A 16,412-nucleotide genomic window follows, 5' to 3' on the forward strand; every position below is an offset into this window, starting at 1 on the left:
GGGGAAACAGTAGCTCTTGGTCAGGATCGGGGCTTTTGCGGGTTTTGCGGCGCTTCGCTTCGCCCATAGGGTGACCTCCAAGTTGGCTTTTGCTGTGCCGGGGTAGTGACCCTCATCTTAATGCTGATACACTTCCGGTGCGCCCACAACTTTTCCCAACGGTAGGGTGGCTGGGGGGGGGTGCGCCGCCTGGCACTGTCTTTTGCCGATCCACATCGACGAAAGTGCCCTCAGAGGGATCCTGGACAGGTGAGCACGGCCATGCCCTGGGACAGACCTATGTTGGTTGGCCCCTGCTCCGGCTAGCCGGAAATCCACAGAGGGGATCCCTGGTGCTCTTGGGGCCGGCTGCCATCTTCCTCGGTAATGGCCACCGCCCGCACCCATTCTGCGGATGCAAACACTGGCGGTAGGCGCAGCTCCTGTTCTTGATTCCCCACCGCGTCTACTCGAAAAGCGGCAGTGAGGATCGCCCCCGCCTTATCCTTGGTGAAAGGCGCTTCCGGTTCCAGCACCACCCAGAGCGCATAGACGCGGCCCTCCGGCAGCGGCGGCAAACCACGGGCCACTAGCTTCCCTCGCAAGCCCTGCGGATCCACCTCTACCGTAACCGAGCCAGTCACGTTTTCTGCCGTCGGCTGCAATTCATAAGTCAACACCTCGACCGGGATCCCTTCCATCTGGGCCAGTTGCAGCCTGCGCCACAGGTACAGGTTCCCCAGTCCTAGGGCGACCATTAACCCCGCTGCCAGTGCCGCCAGGCCCCGCTGCCAGCGTGGGGATCCCTGAATGGCCAAGCCGGAAGTGGGGAGGGGTTTGGGCGCCGGCTCTGTGTAGGCTTGCAGCAGAGAAGCCCGCAAGCTGGGGGGAGGTTGCTTTTCTTCGACGCCGTAGGCCCTCTCCAGGATCTGTTGCAGGGCTTGCAGCTCCTGCTGTAGCTCCGGGCGCAGCTTGAGCACCGCTTCCAGTCGGTCGGCCTCTTCTGGGGAGAGATCCCCCAGCACGTAGCCGGCCAGCCACAGTTGCAGTTCCTCGGGAGACACAGACTCGGCTTTCATAGGGCGCCTCCCAGCAACTCGCGCAGCCGCAGCAAGCCTCGGCGGGCTCTGGCTTTAACCGTTCCCAAAGGCAGATCCAATTGCTTGGCAATTTCTGTCTGGCTCATGCCTTCGTAATAGGCCATTTTGAGGATTTGGCGTTGATGTTCAGAGAGCTCGGCCAAAGCCGTTTGCACCTCCACTGCCTGATCAGCGCGGGCCAATTGCTCCAGGGCCGTATCCTCGGCGGCGTTGCCCTGTAATTCCACTCTGCCCCGTTCCAGGGATCGCTGTCGATTGCGCCAGGAGCGCAGCCGATCCAAGCAGCGGGAGCGGGCCAAAATGCCTAGGTAAGTGCGCAGGGATCCCCGCTTGGGATCGAAGGAAGAACGGGCCAAACTCAGAAAAATGTCCTGCGTCAGATCTTCGGCCTCGGCAGAGTTGCCCAACATCTTGCAGGCAATTCCGTACACTAAACCGGCGTGCCGGTCGTAGAGGATGGCCAAAGCTTGGGATTGGCCTGCCTTGAGGGCTGAAAACACCTCCGCATCGCTTTTCTCCTGCAGGGATCGTTCAGCTTTATCACCCTCAATCTTCATGGAGAAAAAGTGCAAATAGAACGGTGGCAGGAAGGTATTTAGAGAGAAGCAAGCCCTGCCTGGGGCAAGCCAGAAAGAGTAATGACCTTCATAATTTATCGCCTGCATAGGCATGAAGTCAACCCCGCTGGAGAAAGCGCAGAAAGCCCTCTCCCGAGCTGGGATCGGGCTGAAACAAAACAGCAACAATTGGCCAGAAAAATGATTAAACTGCAACGATCCGGGGCTGACCTTCCTAGAGAGCGGCCAAGCCGAGGAACGGCCCACCCGGCAGCGTGCCCACAGAGGTGGCGCGACCTGTATTCAGGTCAATTCGATACAGGGTGGAGCCGCCGATGGCAAAGCCGGTATCCACCCCGCCGACCGTACGGATGTCAAACCCGCCCACCGGGCCGAAGTTCACGCCCAGGAGGCCAATCGGCATTTGCACCCCGTCGTTGGGCGGGTTCTGAAATAGCAGCAGGTTGCGCTCGCCGTCGATGTTCAGCAGCCGTGTGGATTGGGCGCCGGCCACGCTGTTGGTGTAGGCGGCAGCGGTAACAGCCGGGCGGGATCCCTGCAGCTCCATCGGGCCAAAGGCCAGAGGTCTATCTTGGATCACTTCGCCCGTGTCGACATTGATGCGGAAGTTCTGGCCGTTGGCTCCCACCAGGCGCAGGCGATCCGGGACGGGGTTGAAGTCCATACCGGACAGCGTGCCCGCCGTAAAGGGAACCGACAGGGTACTGGCCACGCTGGCGGCGCCAGTTTGCAAGTTGATGGTGTAGAGGATGTTGGCGTCGGTGAGGCCGTAGAGCAGGCGATTGGCAGGACGGACATCGATACCGATCAAACTGCCGCTCACCCCCGTCACCGTCAGGGATCCCTGCACAGAGGCATCGGCAGAGCGGATGAGGGTGAGGCGATTGCCGCTGCCCAGGGCCACCAAATCCGCTTGGGAGGGGATCATCGCCATCGGAGAAGGATTGCTGTTGCTGCAGCCCAGCAGAGCTAGGCTACCGGCTGCCACAGATACGGCCACACATTGCAGGCGCTTGCGCATGGAAAATGCTCCCTAAAACAAGAAAACTATCCCTCTGCGCCACCAAATAGGTAGCTACAGATCGCTGCAGCGAGAATTGCTTTTGCCCTTAAAAAAATGAGCCTGAGGGATCCTATTCCCAGGGTGGGAACCTATTTTTGCCCTTCCCTTGAGGAGAAGATCCAACTCTGGGGCGGCGCATGGGGCGCTTCTGTAGCAATTACTCCCATCCTCGCTGCTTGGATGCTTAGGATGGAGATGTTTGGACGGAGATTTTAGCTAGAGGCGCTGGTGTAAAAGCGCAGGGCAAAGCGCCAGAACAAATGGGATCCGACCAGCAGCCCCACTGCCAGCAGGGCGGATCCCACAAGCCACGGCCACTGGGCTCGCCCCAACAGGGTTTCCGCCGGTACTGTGGTCAAGAAAGCCACCGGCACAACGAAGGTAAAAAACAGCCGATAGGCCACCGGATAGGCCACCAGGGGGAAGCGCCCCGCCTCTACCAAGCCCCGCAGCACCTCGGTGACGTTGTAGATCTTGACAAACCAGATGCTGGTGGCCCCCAGCATAAACCAGAGGCTGTAGAGGATGACCAATCCCAGGAGCAGGAGCAATAAACCCAAAACATAGGCCCAGGCCGGCAGGCGCAACTGGATCCCGGCGTAGAGAATCAGCACCAGGCCAAAGCCGATATCCACCAGGCCCCAGGGAGAGAACACCCGGGTTGACAGCCAAAACTGGCTACTAATGGGCTTGAGCAAAACAAAATCCAGAGTGCCCTCCTGCACCTGCTGCACGATGCGGTTTAAGTTGACGTTAAAGAGGCTGGCCGACACCCCCTGCAAGATGGTGAACATGCCCAAGACGATGAGCGCCTCCGGCCAGCTCCAACCCCCCAGGCGGTGCCCCTGCTGATAGAACAGTGAAAGCCCAAACAGAGCTGACACGAGGCCGCCTAAGCTGCTGAGGCTGGCAAAAAAGAAGTTGGCGCGGTACTCCATTTCTGCTGCTACAGAAGTGCTCCAAAATAGCCACAGCACCCGCAAGTAGCGCAGCATTCGTTCTCTCTCCAATCTCAGCTTTTATTCCACTTACGGTAGCAGCGGGCGGTGATGAAATAGGGATGAAACACTTCTAGGAAATGGCTTTGCAATACCTGAAAGAATTGCTCGACTTTTTGCGGGTCGTCTAGGTGGAAGGGGAATTCGCCATTAAACCCCTTGAAAAAGTACCAGTTGATCAACAATTTGCCTTCCGGCTTGAGCCAAGTGTAAAACTGACGCAACTGCGCTGCCGGATCCGGCAAATGTTCCACCACATCGAAGCAGATGACGGTGTCAAAGGGGATCCCTTGCGGGAAGGTTTCCGGGCAGTGGATCCGTTCGCTTAGGCCCAACTTTTCCGCCCGCAGTTGCACAAACTGCCGATGGATGGGGTTGAGATCCCAAAAAATCACCTGCTCCACCGCCGGGCAGAGAGCCGCCCCAATGGCGTGGGTACCAATGCCGCCGCCAAAATCCAGCACCCGCCCGCGGGCCTGATCCGCCACCAGGCGCAGGGTATTGCCGATGTAGTCGGTGCTGCTCAGGTGCCAAGCGGCTAAGTCCAGCAAATAGGCGGATCCCACCCGATCCCGGTAAAAGGCGTCTGCCTGATCCCAGCCGAAGTCGCGCCGGCCCAGCTCCGCCAACTGCTGTTGCCCCAGCCGCAGCTTCTCCCGCAGTTCACCCGCCTCAAGGCCAAGGAAGGATCCCAAGTGAGCTTCTAGGTCAAAGCCATTTTGCCAGTAGCCGCTCAGCGCAGGAGGAATGAGAGACACGGAAACCCAAAACTCGGTAGGGCGCTGGATTCAGGATAATTCAGGAGAGGGAATCAAGCAGCGGTGAAGTCGTCGTTCTCTCGGGGCAACTCTTTGGAGGTCTCTCTCTGGGATCCCTCCAGGGTGGCGTTTTTGTCGAGGGCCGGCGGCTGCAACAGGGCTGCCAGCGTCTCTGGGCTGAGGCGGTCGGTGCTCTCCACGATGGCTGTTACATTCGGTCCAAACCTTATCTTGTCAAAAAGCTGTAGCCGATGGGACAAAACCGCTTTACCGTTAACGAACAAACCATTGGTGCTGCGGCGGGATCCCGAGTTGCCGTCAAAGATCATGTAACCGTATCCGGCTCGGTTCTCTTCCGGGATGCGGATAATTAGGGCATGCTCTCGCGAAACACAGGGGTCGTAGAGGCGGATGTGGTTGCTGGGGGCTCGCCCTACCGAGTAGTAAATCTTGTCCAAGACAACGCCGCGCCGGCCTACCCGATCCGTGAAGATCAAGACCAAGTGAGCAGGGCTGGATTGGGCGGCGAAAGCATTCATAACCGTGCGCAGGTAGGCGCAACGTGGCTGATATAGTCAAAAGCAGTGGCCCCGAAGCTCCAGGCAAGCCCAGAGAAGTCAAGCCGGGCCGGAGAAAATCCTTTGTTGCGCGTCGTAAGCTTGTAGAAGAGGTTACCCTTACCAATCGTATCTTTTCCCATGGCTTTCCCTCAAGGGCAGCAATTCCCAAAGCAAGAAGCGGGGGGTGCGGGGCAAAAGAGGCAATGGGGTGAGGGGAGAGGGACAGTGATTTGGGCTTGACCTGTGGGATCCCCCAGCCGCAAATGCCTTAAGCCACCAGAGCCATGAGCCAAGAGCCTTTTTCCCTCAAGCGCAGGGGAATCAGGTTGCAGGTTTGCCCCAGACAAGAGATCATAGAGTCCTACCAAAGCCAAAAGCTCCCATTGACAGCGTGACGGTGGAACCTAAGCAGACTCAGTTAGACCCTCAGCCCGCCGGCCTCACCACAGCTACCGCAACCATCAAAGCCCAGTTGGATTTGTTGTTGCTGGGGCTGGAGTCTTTAAGTGGGGAGAGTTCCGAGGCAGTTCTGGCAGCAGCCAAGGCTCTGAACTTGGAAAAGCAGATCGGCGATCGGGTCATTCTCTGGCGGCTGCGCAATGCCAACCCTCTGCGCCGCAGCAGCGGCGGGCGAAAAGAAGTCGATATCGAAGAGGCGCGCGCCCTAGTGATGGTGATTGCTCACCTGGCGGCCCAGCGACAGGCCCGCATCCGCAGCACCTTAGAGCAACTGGAAACCGCTGTCGAGCAAGAGCTCAGCCCTTTCCATCAGCCACTGGTGGGCGATTACCTGGATGAGTTTATCTCCCACTACCGCAGCCGCATGGTGGATGGGGATGTGCGCGACGAGAACAGCCTTGCTGAGCTGGCCCTGCGCATCTTGATCGAGCTGATGTTTTACAGCAGCCCGAGAGGGGCACAACGCCTGTGGAAAGCTCTGCTCAACCGCCCTGAGATGGATCTGCCCGCCAGCAGCGACGAAGAAGGGGAGGTAGCCCATAGCTCCGGATCGGATGCTTTGCCCTCTCCTTGAGACGGTCTTGTCTCATCGCCCTTGAGATTCTTGCCTGTGTTGTTTGCCTGCGAGTTGTTATGCCCGGCGTTACCCTCAGCTACACCTATCAACAACCGACCTCGACGCTCACAGTGCGGGGAGAGGCGCCCAGCCCACCCGAATCTGCAGGCACCTCTTCGGCGCTGCCACCGCGAGCGATTCAGCACAACTTTGTGTGTCAGTTGGAAATTCGCCAGGGGGAGACCACCAAAACGCTGCAGGGAGACAGCACTTGGCTCAAGGATTTGATTACCGTGATCGACCGCTACGTTGGATCCCAGCTCTGTGGAGCCCCCAAGGGAACCTTCAGTGGCACTGTGGCCATCCGTCCGCTCGATTTCATTTTTCATCGCCTCACGGTGCGCCAAGGGGAGAATCAGATTGCCCAGGTGGATTTGTCGATGACCCAGTTGTACGACCTGCTAGAGAACCTCTCTCAGGTGGCCGATGACTTGCCCCAACTGGACAGTTTGGCAACTCCGGTGACGCAAGCTTGGTATCGACAGCCTGCCGGGATCGCAGCGCTGCTGGTGGGAGGGATCGCCCTGGTGGCCGGAGTTGGCCTCTGGGCCAGCCGCACCCCGGAGGACAGGGATCCTACTGCCTCCAACTCGGTGCAGGAGCAGCTCACCGTGCCGGAGCAACCCGGCAAAACGGTGGGATCCCCTCCCCCTTTGGCTGAAGATCCCCTTCTCCGTCTGCGAGACACCCTGGCAGAGCAATGGCAGTCTTCCTCCGATTTGCAAGAGAGCCTGGTCTATCGGGTAAGCGTGGACGAGACGGGATCCCTGTTGGCTGCCGAGCCGGAGAATGAGCTGGCCCGGGAACGCCGCGCCGAAACTCCTCTTGCCAACCTGCCGGAGGTGGCGCCGGATCCCTTGCCGACAGGTGCCAAACAGTTCCGCGTTAGCCTAGGGCCAGAGAACCGGGTGGAAGTGGCCCAGATAGAACCACTCTGAAATCCAGGCTGAGGAGAACGTCACAACCTCTAGCGTTGAGGCCGGGCGGCTCCCTTTCTCAGCGCTGAAGCACGTGCCCTTGAGCCCAGCCGAACTGCAATACTTCGTCAAGGTTGGCAACGCTTTTGGGGAGCTGTGGTAGGATGCCTGCTGTCTGACGAGCCGATGCATTTGCAGCGAGGAGAGCGCCTTGAGCCTGAGAGTTGCTGTTGTTGGGGGTGGCCCAGCCGGAGCCTCTGCCGCCGAAGTTCTAGCCCAAGCCGGAATCGAGACCTTTTTGTTTGAGCGGAAGCTAGACAACGCCAAGCCCTGCGGGGGCGCCATTCCCCTCTGTATGGTCTCGGAGTTCGACCTCCCTGAGGAGATCATCGACCGCAAAGTGCGCAAGATGAAGATGATCTCCCCTTCCAACTACGAGGTGGATATCGCCCTCGAAAAGGAAAATGAGTATATCGGCATGTGCCGCCGCGAGATCCTGGATGCCTTCTTACGCAACCGCGCCCGCCAAAAAGGGGCGGAGCTCATCCACGGCAAGGTGATGCATCTGGAAATCCCGCAAAATGGTCGGGATCCCTACATCCTGCACTACAGCGACTTTTCGGACGGCTCAAATCGGGGAGTACCCCGTTCGCTGGCGGTGGATCTGGTGATTGGGGCAGATGGCTTTCACTCCAAGGTGGCAGAAGCCATCGGTGCCGGCGACTACAACTATGCGCTGGCCTTTCAGGAGCGGATTCGGCTCCCCGACGACAAAATGGCCTACTACGAGGAGCGGGCAGAGATGTATGTGGGGGACGATGTTTCTCCAGACTTCTATGCCTGGGTGTTCCCCAAGTGCGACCACGTGGCAGTGGGCACCGGCACCATGAAGGTCAACCAAGCCCAGATCCAAAAGTTGCAGGCCGGGATCCGCGCCCGCGCTGCCGAGCGGATTCGGGGGGGCCAGGTGATCAAGGTGGAGGCCCATCCGATCCCAGAGCATCCGCGTCCGCGCCGTGTGGTGGGTCGGGCGGCTTTGGTAGGAGATGCGGCAGGCTATGTAACCAAGTCCAGCGGCGAGGGAATCTATTTTGCCGCCAAGTCGGGCCGCATGTGCGCCGAGACCATCGTCGAGACCTCCAATGGCGGGAAGCGCATCCCCAGTGAGGAGGATCTCAAGCTGTACCTCAAGCGTTGGGATCGCCAATACGGTCTAACCTACAAGGTTTTGGACATTTTACAACGGGTGTTCTACCGTTCCAACGCCACCCGCGAGGCCTTTGTGGAGATGTGCGCTGACCGAGATGTGCAGCGAATGACCTTTGATAGCTACCTCTACAAGACGGTGGTGCCCATGAGCCCTTGGGTGCAGTTCAAGATCACTGTCAAGACTCTGGGCAGCCTGCTGCGAGGGAACGCCCTGGCACCCTAGGGATCCCTACTGCCACTGGAAGGTGACGGTGACCCGATTCCAATTGCCATCGGTTTTCAGAACACTAGCAGAGGCCCGTTGTCCCGGTGGCACGTCGCTGGGCTCAAACGCGGCCACCCGCGTCTCCACCACCTCCTCTCCCTGGTAGAACGTGAAGCGAGCACGAGCGTTGAGGACGGTGCGGGTGCTGCGGTTGATCGCCTCCACGCTCAGGCGGCTGCCTGCACCTACCCGTTCTTCTCGAATGGATCCCACGATTACGAAATCTCCCGGGTTGGGCGCAGATTCGGCGGCAGCAGTCGGTGTTGGGCTGGCTGTTGCTGGGGCCGTCTTGGTCTGGCCGGGATCCGACTGCTTCAAGAGCTCCAAAACGCGGGCCAACTCCTGCTGAAAGAAGACAAAGGCCTCCCGCGATTGGTTAGCCACCTGGGCCAAGATCAGCCGATCCGACTCTTCCAGGGGAATTTCCAGGAGGGGGGCCGGCCCTTTGAGGGTGACCCGAATGCTGGCGACCTCTTGGTTGATGAATTTATCCAGGTAGGGAAAGATGTTGAGAATGCAGTCTTGAAAGGATCCCATCGGCATAATGCGATTGTTCGTCAGCACCAAGTCGGCCCGCTCACAGCTAGCTCGATCCTCCATATCGATTTCCAGCGGCACCCGAAAAGATCCCAGGCTGGTGTTGGTGATGGTGACGTTAATGCCGTACACTTCCTGCCGCCAGCCGTGAATGATCTCCAGGCTAGGGCTGGTCACTTCCTCGGTGAAATACTCTCCGGCCCAGGCGGGGGATCCCCCTAGAGCTAGAGCCGAGAGCAACCCAGGGAGATAGTAAGTCCGTCTCCAATTCACCTCAACTTTCCCTCCCTTAACTCGCCGATGTCGGGGTAGAGCCAAATGCACCAGATGTTGCCTGCTGCCCTGAGATGGCAATAGCCTAGCCCTAGGGCTAGCACAAACCAAGAGGGGACAGCGCTTGTTTAGCGGCTTTCAACTTTATCTTCTCGTTGCTTGGCTCGGCAGCCGAGCGCCCATCTTCTGAGAAGCTCGCGGTTGCCTCTGCAGCGGATTCCCAGAAACCCTACTTGGATGCTCCTGCCGCTGCCGTTTTCCAACGGGTCAGGTGGGGGATCCCGTGTGCGATAGGATCAAAAAGTGCCGAAATCCTGAGGGCCTCGGATCGAGTGCGCCCGTATTCCTCACTTTTTCAGCAGTATGGCCAGATCTCCAGCTTTGTGGCTCAGTCGCCTCGCTTTTCTGCGAGGGCTGATCTTTATCTTGGCAGTGGTGGCTGCCCTCGTCTATCTGGGCTTTAGCCGCGAAGTTCGCCTTGGCCTTGACCTCAAAGGAGGGACGCAGCTCACCCTGCAGGCTTTGCCTACGGAAGAGGTACCCGAGATCACCTCTGAGGTGATGCAGGGGGTGGAGGCGGTGATCCAGCAGCGGATCAACGGCCTGGGGGTGGCCGAGCCTCTGGTGCAGATCAGCGGCCAAGACCGCCTGTTCGTACAACTGCCGGGGGTGGCGGATCCGGATCGGGCCATTGCTCTTTTGGGCGATACGGCCCAGTTGGAGTTTCGCAAGGGCTTGGTGCCGGTCAGCGCCCTGCCCCGCAACGAGCGGGGGGAGATAACGGCGGGGGAGGATCCCGACGCCCTGTTTGAACGGGTCGGCCTGACAGGGGATCTGCTGCGCAACGCCTATCCCCAAGCCCCTCGTCGCGGATCCCAGAGCTGGGAAGTGCTGTTGGAGTTCAAGCCAGAAGGGGCAGAAAAGTTTACTCAGCTCACCCGAGAGTTGGCCGGAACAGGGCGTCCGCTTGGCATTTTTCTCGACGACGTGCTGATCAGCGCCCCCATCGTGGGGCCGGAGTTTGCTCGCACCGGCATTACCGGCGGAACGGCGGTGATCACGGGCAATTTCACGGTGGAAACCGCCACCGATCTGGCGGTGAAGCTCAAGGCGGGGGCGCTGCCGGTTCCCATTCGCGTCATTGAAAACCGCACCGTCGGGGCCACGTTGGGGGAAGAGAGCGTGCGCCGCAGCCTCTATGCCGGCATTGGCGGCCTGGTGCTGGTTTTTGTCTTTATGGTGGCCTACTACCGCCTGCCGGGGCTCATTGCCGACCTCGCTCTTCTCATCTACGCCCTCTGTACGTTTGCTCTGTTCCAACTGCTGGGGGTGACCATGACCCTGCCAGGGATCGCCGGCTTTATCCTCAGCATCGGCATGGCGGTGGATGCCAACGTGCTGATCTTCGAGCGCATCAAGGAGGAGCTGCGGGCGGGCAAGTCCATCTATAAGTCCATCTCGGAAGGGTTTAATCGCGCCTTCAGCAGCATCCTCGACAGCAACGTCACCACCCTTTTGGTCTGTGGCGTACTTTTCTGGCTGGGGATGGGGCTGGTGAAAGGCTTTGCCGTCACCTTGGCCATTGGCATTCTGGTAAGCTTTTTCACGGCCATCACCTGCACCCGCACCCTGCTGCTGGCGGCAATGGGGATCCCTGCCCTGCGCAAACCTGAGTTTTACGGCGTTCGCATGGAGGCGGCTCAATCATGACGGCGCAAGAGTTATCCCCCCCCGATCCGGCGGTGGGATCCCGGCGGTTGCTTGACTACCGCTTCGACATCGTCGGGCGCAGCAAGCTTTGGTTTACCCTTTCCCTGGCGGTGTTGCTGGTGGGGCTGGTCAGCATGGCCTTTTCTCTGGCCTCTCTAGGGACACCGCTGCGGCTGGGGCTGGATTTTGCCGGCGGCACCTTGCTGGATCTGCGTTTTGAGCGGCCTGTCACCACCGAAGAGCTGCGGCGGGCGCTGCAGGAACACAACCTGGGCAGCAGCATCATCCAACTGGACACCCAGACCAGTCAGGAAGCCTTGATCCGCATGCCCCCTTTGACTGAGCAGGAGCGCCTAGCGGTAGAGGAGACGCTGCGGCAACAGGTAGGCCCTTTTGAGCGCAACCTAGTGGAGACGGTAGGCCCGACGGTGGGGCGCTTGCTCTTGCGTTCCGGCCTCGTGGCTGTGCTCATCTCTTTTGGGCTCATTGTGGTGTATCTGGCCCTGCGCTTCCAGTGGGATTACGCGGTGTTTGCCATTGTGGCCTTGCTGCACGATGTGGTGCTGACAACAGGTCTGTTTGCCCTTTTGGGCCTAACGGTGGGCATGGAGGTGGACAGCCTGTTTGTGGTGGCGCTGCTAACCATCATTGGTTTTTCCGTCAACGACACGGTGGTTATCTACGACCGCATCCGGGAAAATCTGCGTCTGGTCAGCCGCAAGGTCAGCTTTGCCGAGGTGGTGAACCTATCTCTAAACCAGACTTTTGCCCGCTCTTTGAACACCACCCTGACAACGATGCTGCCCCTGGTGGCCATTGCCATTTTTGGGGGAGCCACCCTGAAGGGGTTTGCCATTGCTTTGCTCATTGGCTTTAGCTTGGGGGTCTATTCCAGCATCTTCATCGCCAGCCCTCTGCTGGTGTGGTGGCGGCAGCGGCGCTATGGCGGAAAAGGGGATCCCGAGGCGCTGCCTTCCGGCGCAGAGGGGTAGGGCGGCGGCAACTGCCTACCAGTGCAGCCGCTGTCCGTGGGCAACCAGGTAGCGCTGCAAGTCGGCCATCTTGCCCTGCGGCACAATCTGGGCCGGGATCAAACCGGGATCCTGGCTGTGCAACCAGGCTACGATGAGCCCCGCTGCTGAGCCGATGGTCCACTCGCCGTAATGGGTGCGGGTGGCGGCGTTGACGATGTGGCTGACGGCGATCCCTTTGCCGCCGATGAGCAGGTTATCCACTTTCTGGGGGATCAGGGCCTCTAGGGGGATGACGATGGGGCGGACGGAAAACTCGTTGACGGGCGCCGAGCTGGCCGACAGGGAAGGCTCCCAGTTGCGGTAGCGACAGCCGTGCATGTCGATGGCGTAGTGAGTCACCCCTACAGCGGTGGGGCTAAAGTCCCGTCCCCCGCTGGTGCCGACGCGGATGTCTTGCTCCAGCATCTGGAATTCCGCCTGGCCGTAGGCAGCTCGCCCCAGGATGCGCCGCCCCTCCCGGATGTAGGGGTAGAGGCTGAGGCCGGAGCGGGTGCCCAGCAAAGAGTCCTCGGCAAACACCAACGAGAGGGGATAGCCGGCGCGGGACTGAGTTTCCATCAGCCACTCGGCAAAGAGCAGGGCGTGGTTTTCTCCATCTTTGAGGGCGGAGACGTCCAGCCCCCCCAGCCAGTTGTGGCGCTGCCCTGAGGCCACCAGCCGCTCTTCTGTCAGGATTAGGGGCGGGTTCATGATCCCCCAGTCGTTGCCGCGGTTCCAGTTCACCAGGGTTAGATCCCCGGGAACCGGGGTGCCGTAAAAGGGATCTGTGCGGCCTTTGCTGACGATGCGGCGGTAGTTAAAAAAGCTCTGGCCGCTGAAGGTGGGAAACCCCTCCAGGTCGAACTGGCGGCGGTGCTCGGCGCGGGAGTAGCCTGGCTGCAACTGGGCCAGCTCGGCGCGGGAGCGCCCGCCATCGTCGTGGATGGCCAGCACGAAGGGAAAGGTAAAGGCCTGGGTACACTCCGGGTTGCTGGCCGGGGCGGCATTGGGCTCCCCCGTCAGATCTCGCCCTTCTGAGCCCAGCCGGTAGGGGATCCCCGCCCAGCCCACCAGCTCGCCGGTGTCGGTGGCGTCGATAACAAACAGGTGGCGGCCCGGTGGCGCCTGCAGCCGCAGCACCCGCTTGGCAAACACTTCCGTCTCCTGCCAGCTATACCAGCTCACCAATTCCCGCCACAGCCGCCCTGGCGGCACAAAATTGGGATCCCGCGGCTGCCGCTGCACGGCGTAGAGGCTCTCGATGCGGGAGCCGTCGGCGCTGAAGGTGGCCCCCTTAAAAGCGGTCTGGGTGGCCCAGCGACTCTGGGGAGCAGACTGAGCCGCCTGCCGCAGCCAGGTTTCCACCGCCTGCAGACCCGCCTGGGGCGGAAAACACAGCCCCCCTACCCAGCAACTGTTGATCTTGGTCACGCGGGTTCCCGGCGGGATCCCTGTCCAGGCGGGCAGATGCAGCGGCTGACTTTCGATCAGGGCCTTAAACTCCAGCCAGTGGCGGGAAAAATTGCCCCGCTGCCGCATGGGAAGGGACTCGTCGAGGGCCGATACCCCCTGCGAGGTGATCTGCCCCCCTAGCCAGGGGGTGAGCTCGATGAGGCAGGTTTGCACACCCCCCCGCATGGCTTGGCCTGCAGCCGCCACGCCTCCCAGGGATCCGCCCACCACCACCAGCTCGCACTCCCAGATCTCGTCCGGCGGCGGCAGAGGATCCAGCAGCGGCCAGCCGTGGGCCGTAAAACGGGGCACTTCCGGCTCTAGGGGGGCAACGGGAGATCCCCCTTCCGGCTGGGAGAGGGCAGCGAACCCCATCCCGGCCACAAAGCTCAGCAGTGACAGGAGCGCCAGCCCCAGAGCTCGTTTGTGGCTGAGTTGCTGCCGCGCCGCTGGGATCCCCTTACCGGCTGTCTTCACCTCAGTTTTGCCTCACACCCCAAGCTTTCTTCCGCAATGCTAGCGGGAGAACCCTTCTTGAGAAGAGCTGTTAAAGAGGTTGCATACCCTACCTCCCCATCCAGAGTAGCAGCAGCTTCGCTGACGTGCAGTACCATCCAGGTGCGCCTTCCTTCCCCCTAGGCCTAGGGCAGGGATCCATCGCAGGCCCGGCGAAATTGAGAAACGGGGAAGCCTTGTCGTCTCAGCCACTGGCCAGCGGCCTGGTCATCTTCGGTGACAGCAGGATCAAAGTGGGGATGGAGGCGCCCGACGATACAAGGATCCCTGCGCGTGTTGAGCTTCCAAGTTTGTTGATGAATAGGCCCCCCTTGAATGGCTGCGGGTGGCTCCGGATCCCCCAGATGGAAGTGCCGGACAAGGGGATCCAACCAGGTGCAATCGGGCATAAGCAACTTTTGAGCCCTGGATGGCAAGGGCTGGGTCGGTGCCTGGCGCTGGATTGGGCTTTTGTTGGTATCCTACGCGATAGCCTGTCTCCGCCTGCTGCTCCATGCTGACCTTGCAAACTGTGGCCGACCTGCTGCAAGCCCCTTTGCAGGGAGATCCCCACCTATTGGGGTTGCCGGTTCAGGCCCTTTGCACCGACAGCCGCCAGTTGCAGCCGGGATCCGTTTTTGTGGCGCTGCGGGGAGAACGCTTCGACGGGCACGATTTTATTCCGCAAGCCCTGAGCAAGGGGGCCGTTGCTGTCATCAGCCAGCGGCCAGTGGAGGGGCCCCACTTCCAGGTTCCCGATACCTTGACTGCCTATCAGCGCCTTGCCAGAGCCTGGCGGGAGCAATTTTCCATCCCGGTAGTGGCCATCACCGGCTCAGCAGGCAAAACCACCACCAAGGAAATGCTGGCGGCTGCTCTTTTGCGCTACGGCAGTGTTCTCAAAAGCGAGGCCAACCACAACAACGACATTGGGGTGGCGCAAACGCTGCTGCGGCTGCAACCAGAACACCAGTTTGCCGTTCTGGAGATGGCCATGCGCGGCCCTGGCGAGATTCGCCGCCTTGCGCAGATGGCTCGCCCCACCCATGCCTTGATTACTCACATCGGCACCGCCCACATCGGCAGGCTGGGATCCCGCGAGGCCATTGCTGCTGCCAAGTGTGAGCTGCTGCAGGAGTTGGGGCAGGGGGTGGCTGTACTCAATGGTGAGGATCCCTTGCTGTTGGCCACTGCCGCCAGCCTGTGGTCGGGACAAACCCTCACCTATGGCCTCGCCCAAGGGGACTTGCGAGGAGCATGGGATCCACAAGCCCAAACCGTAACCGTGGAGGGCCTGACCTTGCCGGTGCCCCTGCCCGGAAGGCACCACGCCCTCAACTGGATGGGGGTGCTGGCGGCTGTGCGCAGCTTGGAGCTGAATTGGGAGCGCCTGCAAGAGCCCCTTGACCTACCGCTGCCTCTGCAGGGGCGCAATCGCCATCTCAAGCTGGCTGGGGACGTGGAGATTTGGGATGAGACCTACAACGCCTCGCCGGAAGCGATGATCGCGGCTTTGCACCTGCTGGCTCAAACTGCGGGAAAACGGCGCTGGGCCATCCTCGGCCCAATGCGGGAACTGGGGGAGCATGCCCCACAGCTCTACGCAGAGGTGGGTCGGGCGGCTGCCTCCTTGGGACTGGAGCGGGTCTGGCTTTTGGATCCCGATAGGGAGATGCAGCCACTGGTTGACGAAAAGCCAGCCGCCGAGGTTGAACGCTTTGAGGAAGCTTCTGCCCTGGTGGAGGGTTTGCAGCAGCAGGTGCGGGCAGGGGATCGACTGCTGTTTAAGGCGGCGCGGGCCGTCGAGCTGGAGCGGGTGCTACACCGCTTTTTGCAGGCTTGGCAGGGATAAGCTAAGCTAAAAAGCAGTCGATAAGCGGCCCCCTATCGAGGCCATCGACCCGGAGCTTAACCACACCCTCTTCATAGCTGCACTTCTTCCGGACAGCATGTACCACAACCCTTCTCTGCGGGAAGAACCTCGCGATCAGCCTCCAGTAGTGCTGCCCTTACCCGGTAGCATTTCCATCCTCGACTGGTTGCGCCAGGAAGGCCGGTTGATCGAGCAGCCCATCGAAGTCCCTGACATTGTCCTCGAAGAAGACATCGACGATATCGACGATTTGATCGGCGATGGGTACGACGAGGACTTCGAGACAGAAGAAGAGTAGGCACGACGGCCGAGATCGTTACGAGATCACCAGCTCGTTGATCCCTTCGCCCGACACGTCGAGGGCGTCGGCTTTTTCGCTGCAAGTGGATCGCTAACTTGAGCAAACAAAACAATAGATGCAAACAAGCGTAACGGATCCCTCAGCCTCAAGGGATCTTTTTTTTAGCTTGTTTTGGATTGCTTACCATCATCCCGCGATGATTGTTGCAAATCTAACCTCAGCGGAGATTAGCCTTGCAGCCCCTGTAAAAAAAGTA

At 60.2% G+C, this 16,412-nt stretch carries 16 protein-coding genes; 7 read left to right on the plus strand and 9 right to left on the minus strand.

Features of this window, described 5'->3' with window-relative positions; translation table 11 throughout:
- Nucleotides 1-302: 302 nt before the first annotated feature.
- The 6 genes from NW852_RS03035 to NW852_RS03060 form a co-directional block, all read right to left on the minus strand.
- Complete coding sequence (locus NW852_RS03035; RefSeq protein WP_414363764.1) at nt 303-1,058, minus strand: anti-sigma factor domain-containing protein; 756 nt, start codon at nt 1,056-1,058, stop codon at nt 303-305.
- Nucleotides 1,055-1,636, minus strand: a complete 582-nt coding sequence (locus NW852_RS03040; protein ID WP_414363765.1) for a sigma-70 family RNA polymerase sigma factor — start codon at nt 1,634-1,636, stop codon at nt 1,055-1,057. Before NW852_RS03040 ends, NW852_RS03035 begins: the two co-directional genes overlap by 4 nt.
- A 235-nt stretch (nt 1,637-1,871) precedes the next feature.
- Entirely contained in the window at nt 1,872-2,678 is an 807-nt protein-coding gene (locus NW852_RS03045) for a DUF4394 domain-containing protein (RefSeq protein WP_414363766.1), read from the minus strand.
- 254 nt (nt 2,679-2,932) lie between these two features.
- Complete coding sequence (locus NW852_RS03050; RefSeq protein ID WP_414363767.1) at nt 2,933-3,715, minus strand: ABC transporter permease; 783 nt, start codon at nt 3,713-3,715, stop codon at nt 2,933-2,935.
- Nucleotides 3,716-3,732: 17 nt separating this feature from the next.
- Nucleotides 3,733-4,476 carry a class I SAM-dependent methyltransferase gene (locus NW852_RS03055; RefSeq protein ID WP_414363770.1) on the minus strand — a complete coding sequence of 248 codons (744 nt, stop codon included), beginning with the start codon at nt 4,474-4,476 and terminating at the stop codon, nt 3,733-3,735.
- Nucleotides 4,477-4,529: 53 nt separating this feature from the next.
- Entirely contained in the window at nt 4,530-5,015 is a 486-nt protein-coding gene (locus tag NW852_RS03060) for an FHA domain-containing protein (RefSeq protein ID WP_414363772.1), read from the minus strand.
- Nucleotides 5,016-5,427: 412 nt separating this feature from the next.
- Between NW852_RS03060 and NW852_RS03065 the strand changes: the two genes are divergently transcribed.
- From NW852_RS03065 to chlP, 3 genes are all read left to right on the plus strand, one after another.
- Nucleotides 5,428-6,069 (plus strand): DUF3038 domain-containing protein, encoded by a 642-nt coding sequence (locus NW852_RS03065; RefSeq protein ID WP_414363774.1) that lies wholly within the window; start codon nt 5,428-5,430, stop codon nt 6,067-6,069.
- Nucleotides 6,066-7,049, plus strand: coding sequence for a DUF4335 domain-containing protein (locus NW852_RS03070; RefSeq protein ID WP_414426457.1), 984 nt, complete (start codon nt 6,066-6,068; stop codon nt 7,047-7,049). The genes NW852_RS03065 and NW852_RS03070 overlap by 4 nt, the downstream gene beginning before the upstream one ends.
- Before the next feature lie 190 nt (nt 7,050-7,239).
- The gene (chlP, locus tag NW852_RS03075) at nt 7,240-8,460 is read left to right on the plus strand and encodes a geranylgeranyl reductase (RefSeq protein WP_414370515.1); all 1,221 of its coding nucleotides are present in this window, start codon (nt 7,240-7,242) and stop codon (nt 8,458-8,460) included.
- Between the two features lie 6 nt (nt 8,461-8,466).
- Here chlP and NW852_RS03080 read toward each other — a convergent pair whose 3' ends face one another.
- Nucleotides 8,467-9,312: a hypothetical protein gene (locus NW852_RS03080; RefSeq protein ID WP_414370514.1), complete on the minus strand. Its 846-nt coding sequence runs from the start codon at nt 9,310-9,312 to the stop codon at nt 8,467-8,469.
- Nucleotides 9,313-9,675: 363 nt separating this feature from the next.
- Here NW852_RS03080 and secD point away from each other — a divergent pair, with 363 nt between their 5' ends.
- Nucleotides 9,676-11,022 (plus strand): protein translocase subunit SecD, encoded by a 1,347-nt coding sequence (gene secD, locus NW852_RS03085; RefSeq protein ID WP_414368019.1) that lies wholly within the window; start codon nt 9,676-9,678, stop codon nt 11,020-11,022.
- Nucleotides 11,019-12,014 (plus strand): protein translocase subunit SecF, encoded by a 996-nt coding sequence (gene secF / locus NW852_RS03090; RefSeq protein ID WP_414333455.1) that lies wholly within the window; start codon nt 11,019-11,021, stop codon nt 12,012-12,014. The genes secD and secF overlap by 4 nt, the downstream gene beginning before the upstream one ends.
- Before the next feature lie 15 nt (nt 12,015-12,029).
- Here the strand turns inward: secF and NW852_RS03095 are convergent, their stop codons facing one another.
- Entirely contained in the window at nt 12,030-13,964 is a 1,935-nt protein-coding gene (locus NW852_RS03095; protein ID WP_414370513.1) for an FAD-dependent oxidoreductase, read from the minus strand.
- A 164-nt stretch (nt 13,965-14,128) separates the two neighbouring features.
- Entirely contained in the window at nt 14,129-14,392 is a 264-nt protein-coding gene (locus NW852_RS03100) for a hypothetical protein (RefSeq protein WP_414370512.1), read from the minus strand.
- A 104-nt stretch (nt 14,393-14,496) separates the two neighbouring features.
- Here NW852_RS03100 and NW852_RS03105 point away from each other — a divergent pair, with 104 nt between their 5' ends.
- Both NW852_RS03105 and NW852_RS03110 read left to right on the plus strand, forming a co-directional pair.
- The gene (locus NW852_RS03105; RefSeq protein ID WP_414426458.1) at nt 14,497-15,834 is read left to right on the plus strand and encodes a UDP-N-acetylmuramoyl-tripeptide--D-alanyl-D-alanine ligase; all 1,338 of its coding nucleotides are present in this window, start codon (nt 14,497-14,499) and stop codon (nt 15,832-15,834) included.
- A gap of 97 nt (nt 15,835-15,931) precedes the next feature.
- Nucleotides 15,932-16,153, plus strand: coding sequence for a DUF3134 family protein (locus NW852_RS03110; protein WP_414363784.1), 222 nt, complete (start codon nt 15,932-15,934; stop codon nt 16,151-16,153).
- The last annotated feature ends 259 nt before the right edge of the window (nt 16,154-16,412 follow it).

The sequence above is a fragment of the Synechococcus sp. H60.1 genome (genome assembly GCF_047462335.1).
In the GTDB taxonomy this organism is placed as follows: domain Bacteria; phylum Cyanobacteriota; class Cyanobacteriia; order Thermostichales; family Thermostichaceae; genus Thermostichus.

Excerpts from the sequence above, each read along its gene's own strand:
- NW852_RS03035 (WP_414363764.1), bottom strand. The coding sequence starts at position 1,058 with ATGAAAGCCGAGTCTGTGTCTCCCGAGGAACTGCAACTGTGGCTGGCC.
- NW852_RS03040 (WP_414363765.1), bottom strand. The coding sequence starts at position 1,636 with ATGAAGATTGAGGGTGATAAAGCTGAACGATCCCTGCAGGAGAAAAGC.
- NW852_RS03045 (WP_414363766.1), bottom strand. The coding sequence starts at position 2,678 with ATGCGCAAGCGCCTGCAATGTGTGGCCGTATCTGTGGCAGCCGGTAGC.
- NW852_RS03050 (WP_414363767.1), bottom strand. The coding sequence starts at position 3,715 with ATGCTGCGCTACTTGCGGGTGCTGTGGCTATTTTGGAGCACTTCTGTA.
- NW852_RS03060 (WP_414363772.1), bottom strand. The coding sequence starts at position 5,015 with ATGAATGCTTTCGCCGCCCAATCCAGCCCTGCTCACTTGGTCTTGATC.
- secD (WP_414368019.1), top strand. The coding sequence starts at position 9,676 with ATGGCCAGATCTCCAGCTTTGTGGCTCAGTCGCCTCGCTTTTCTGCGA.
- secF (WP_414333455.1), top strand. The coding sequence starts at position 11,019 with ATGACGGCGCAAGAGTTATCCCCCCCCGATCCGGCGGTGGGATCCCGG.
- NW852_RS03100 (WP_414370512.1), bottom strand. The coding sequence starts at position 14,392 with ATGCCCGATTGCACCTGGTTGGATCCCCTTGTCCGGCACTTCCATCTG.
- NW852_RS03105 (WP_414426458.1), top strand. The coding sequence starts at position 14,497 with ATGCTGACCTTGCAAACTGTGGCCGACCTGCTGCAAGCCCCTTTGCAG.
- NW852_RS03110 (WP_414363784.1), top strand. The coding sequence starts at position 15,932 with ATGTACCACAACCCTTCTCTGCGGGAAGAACCTCGCGATCAGCCTCCA.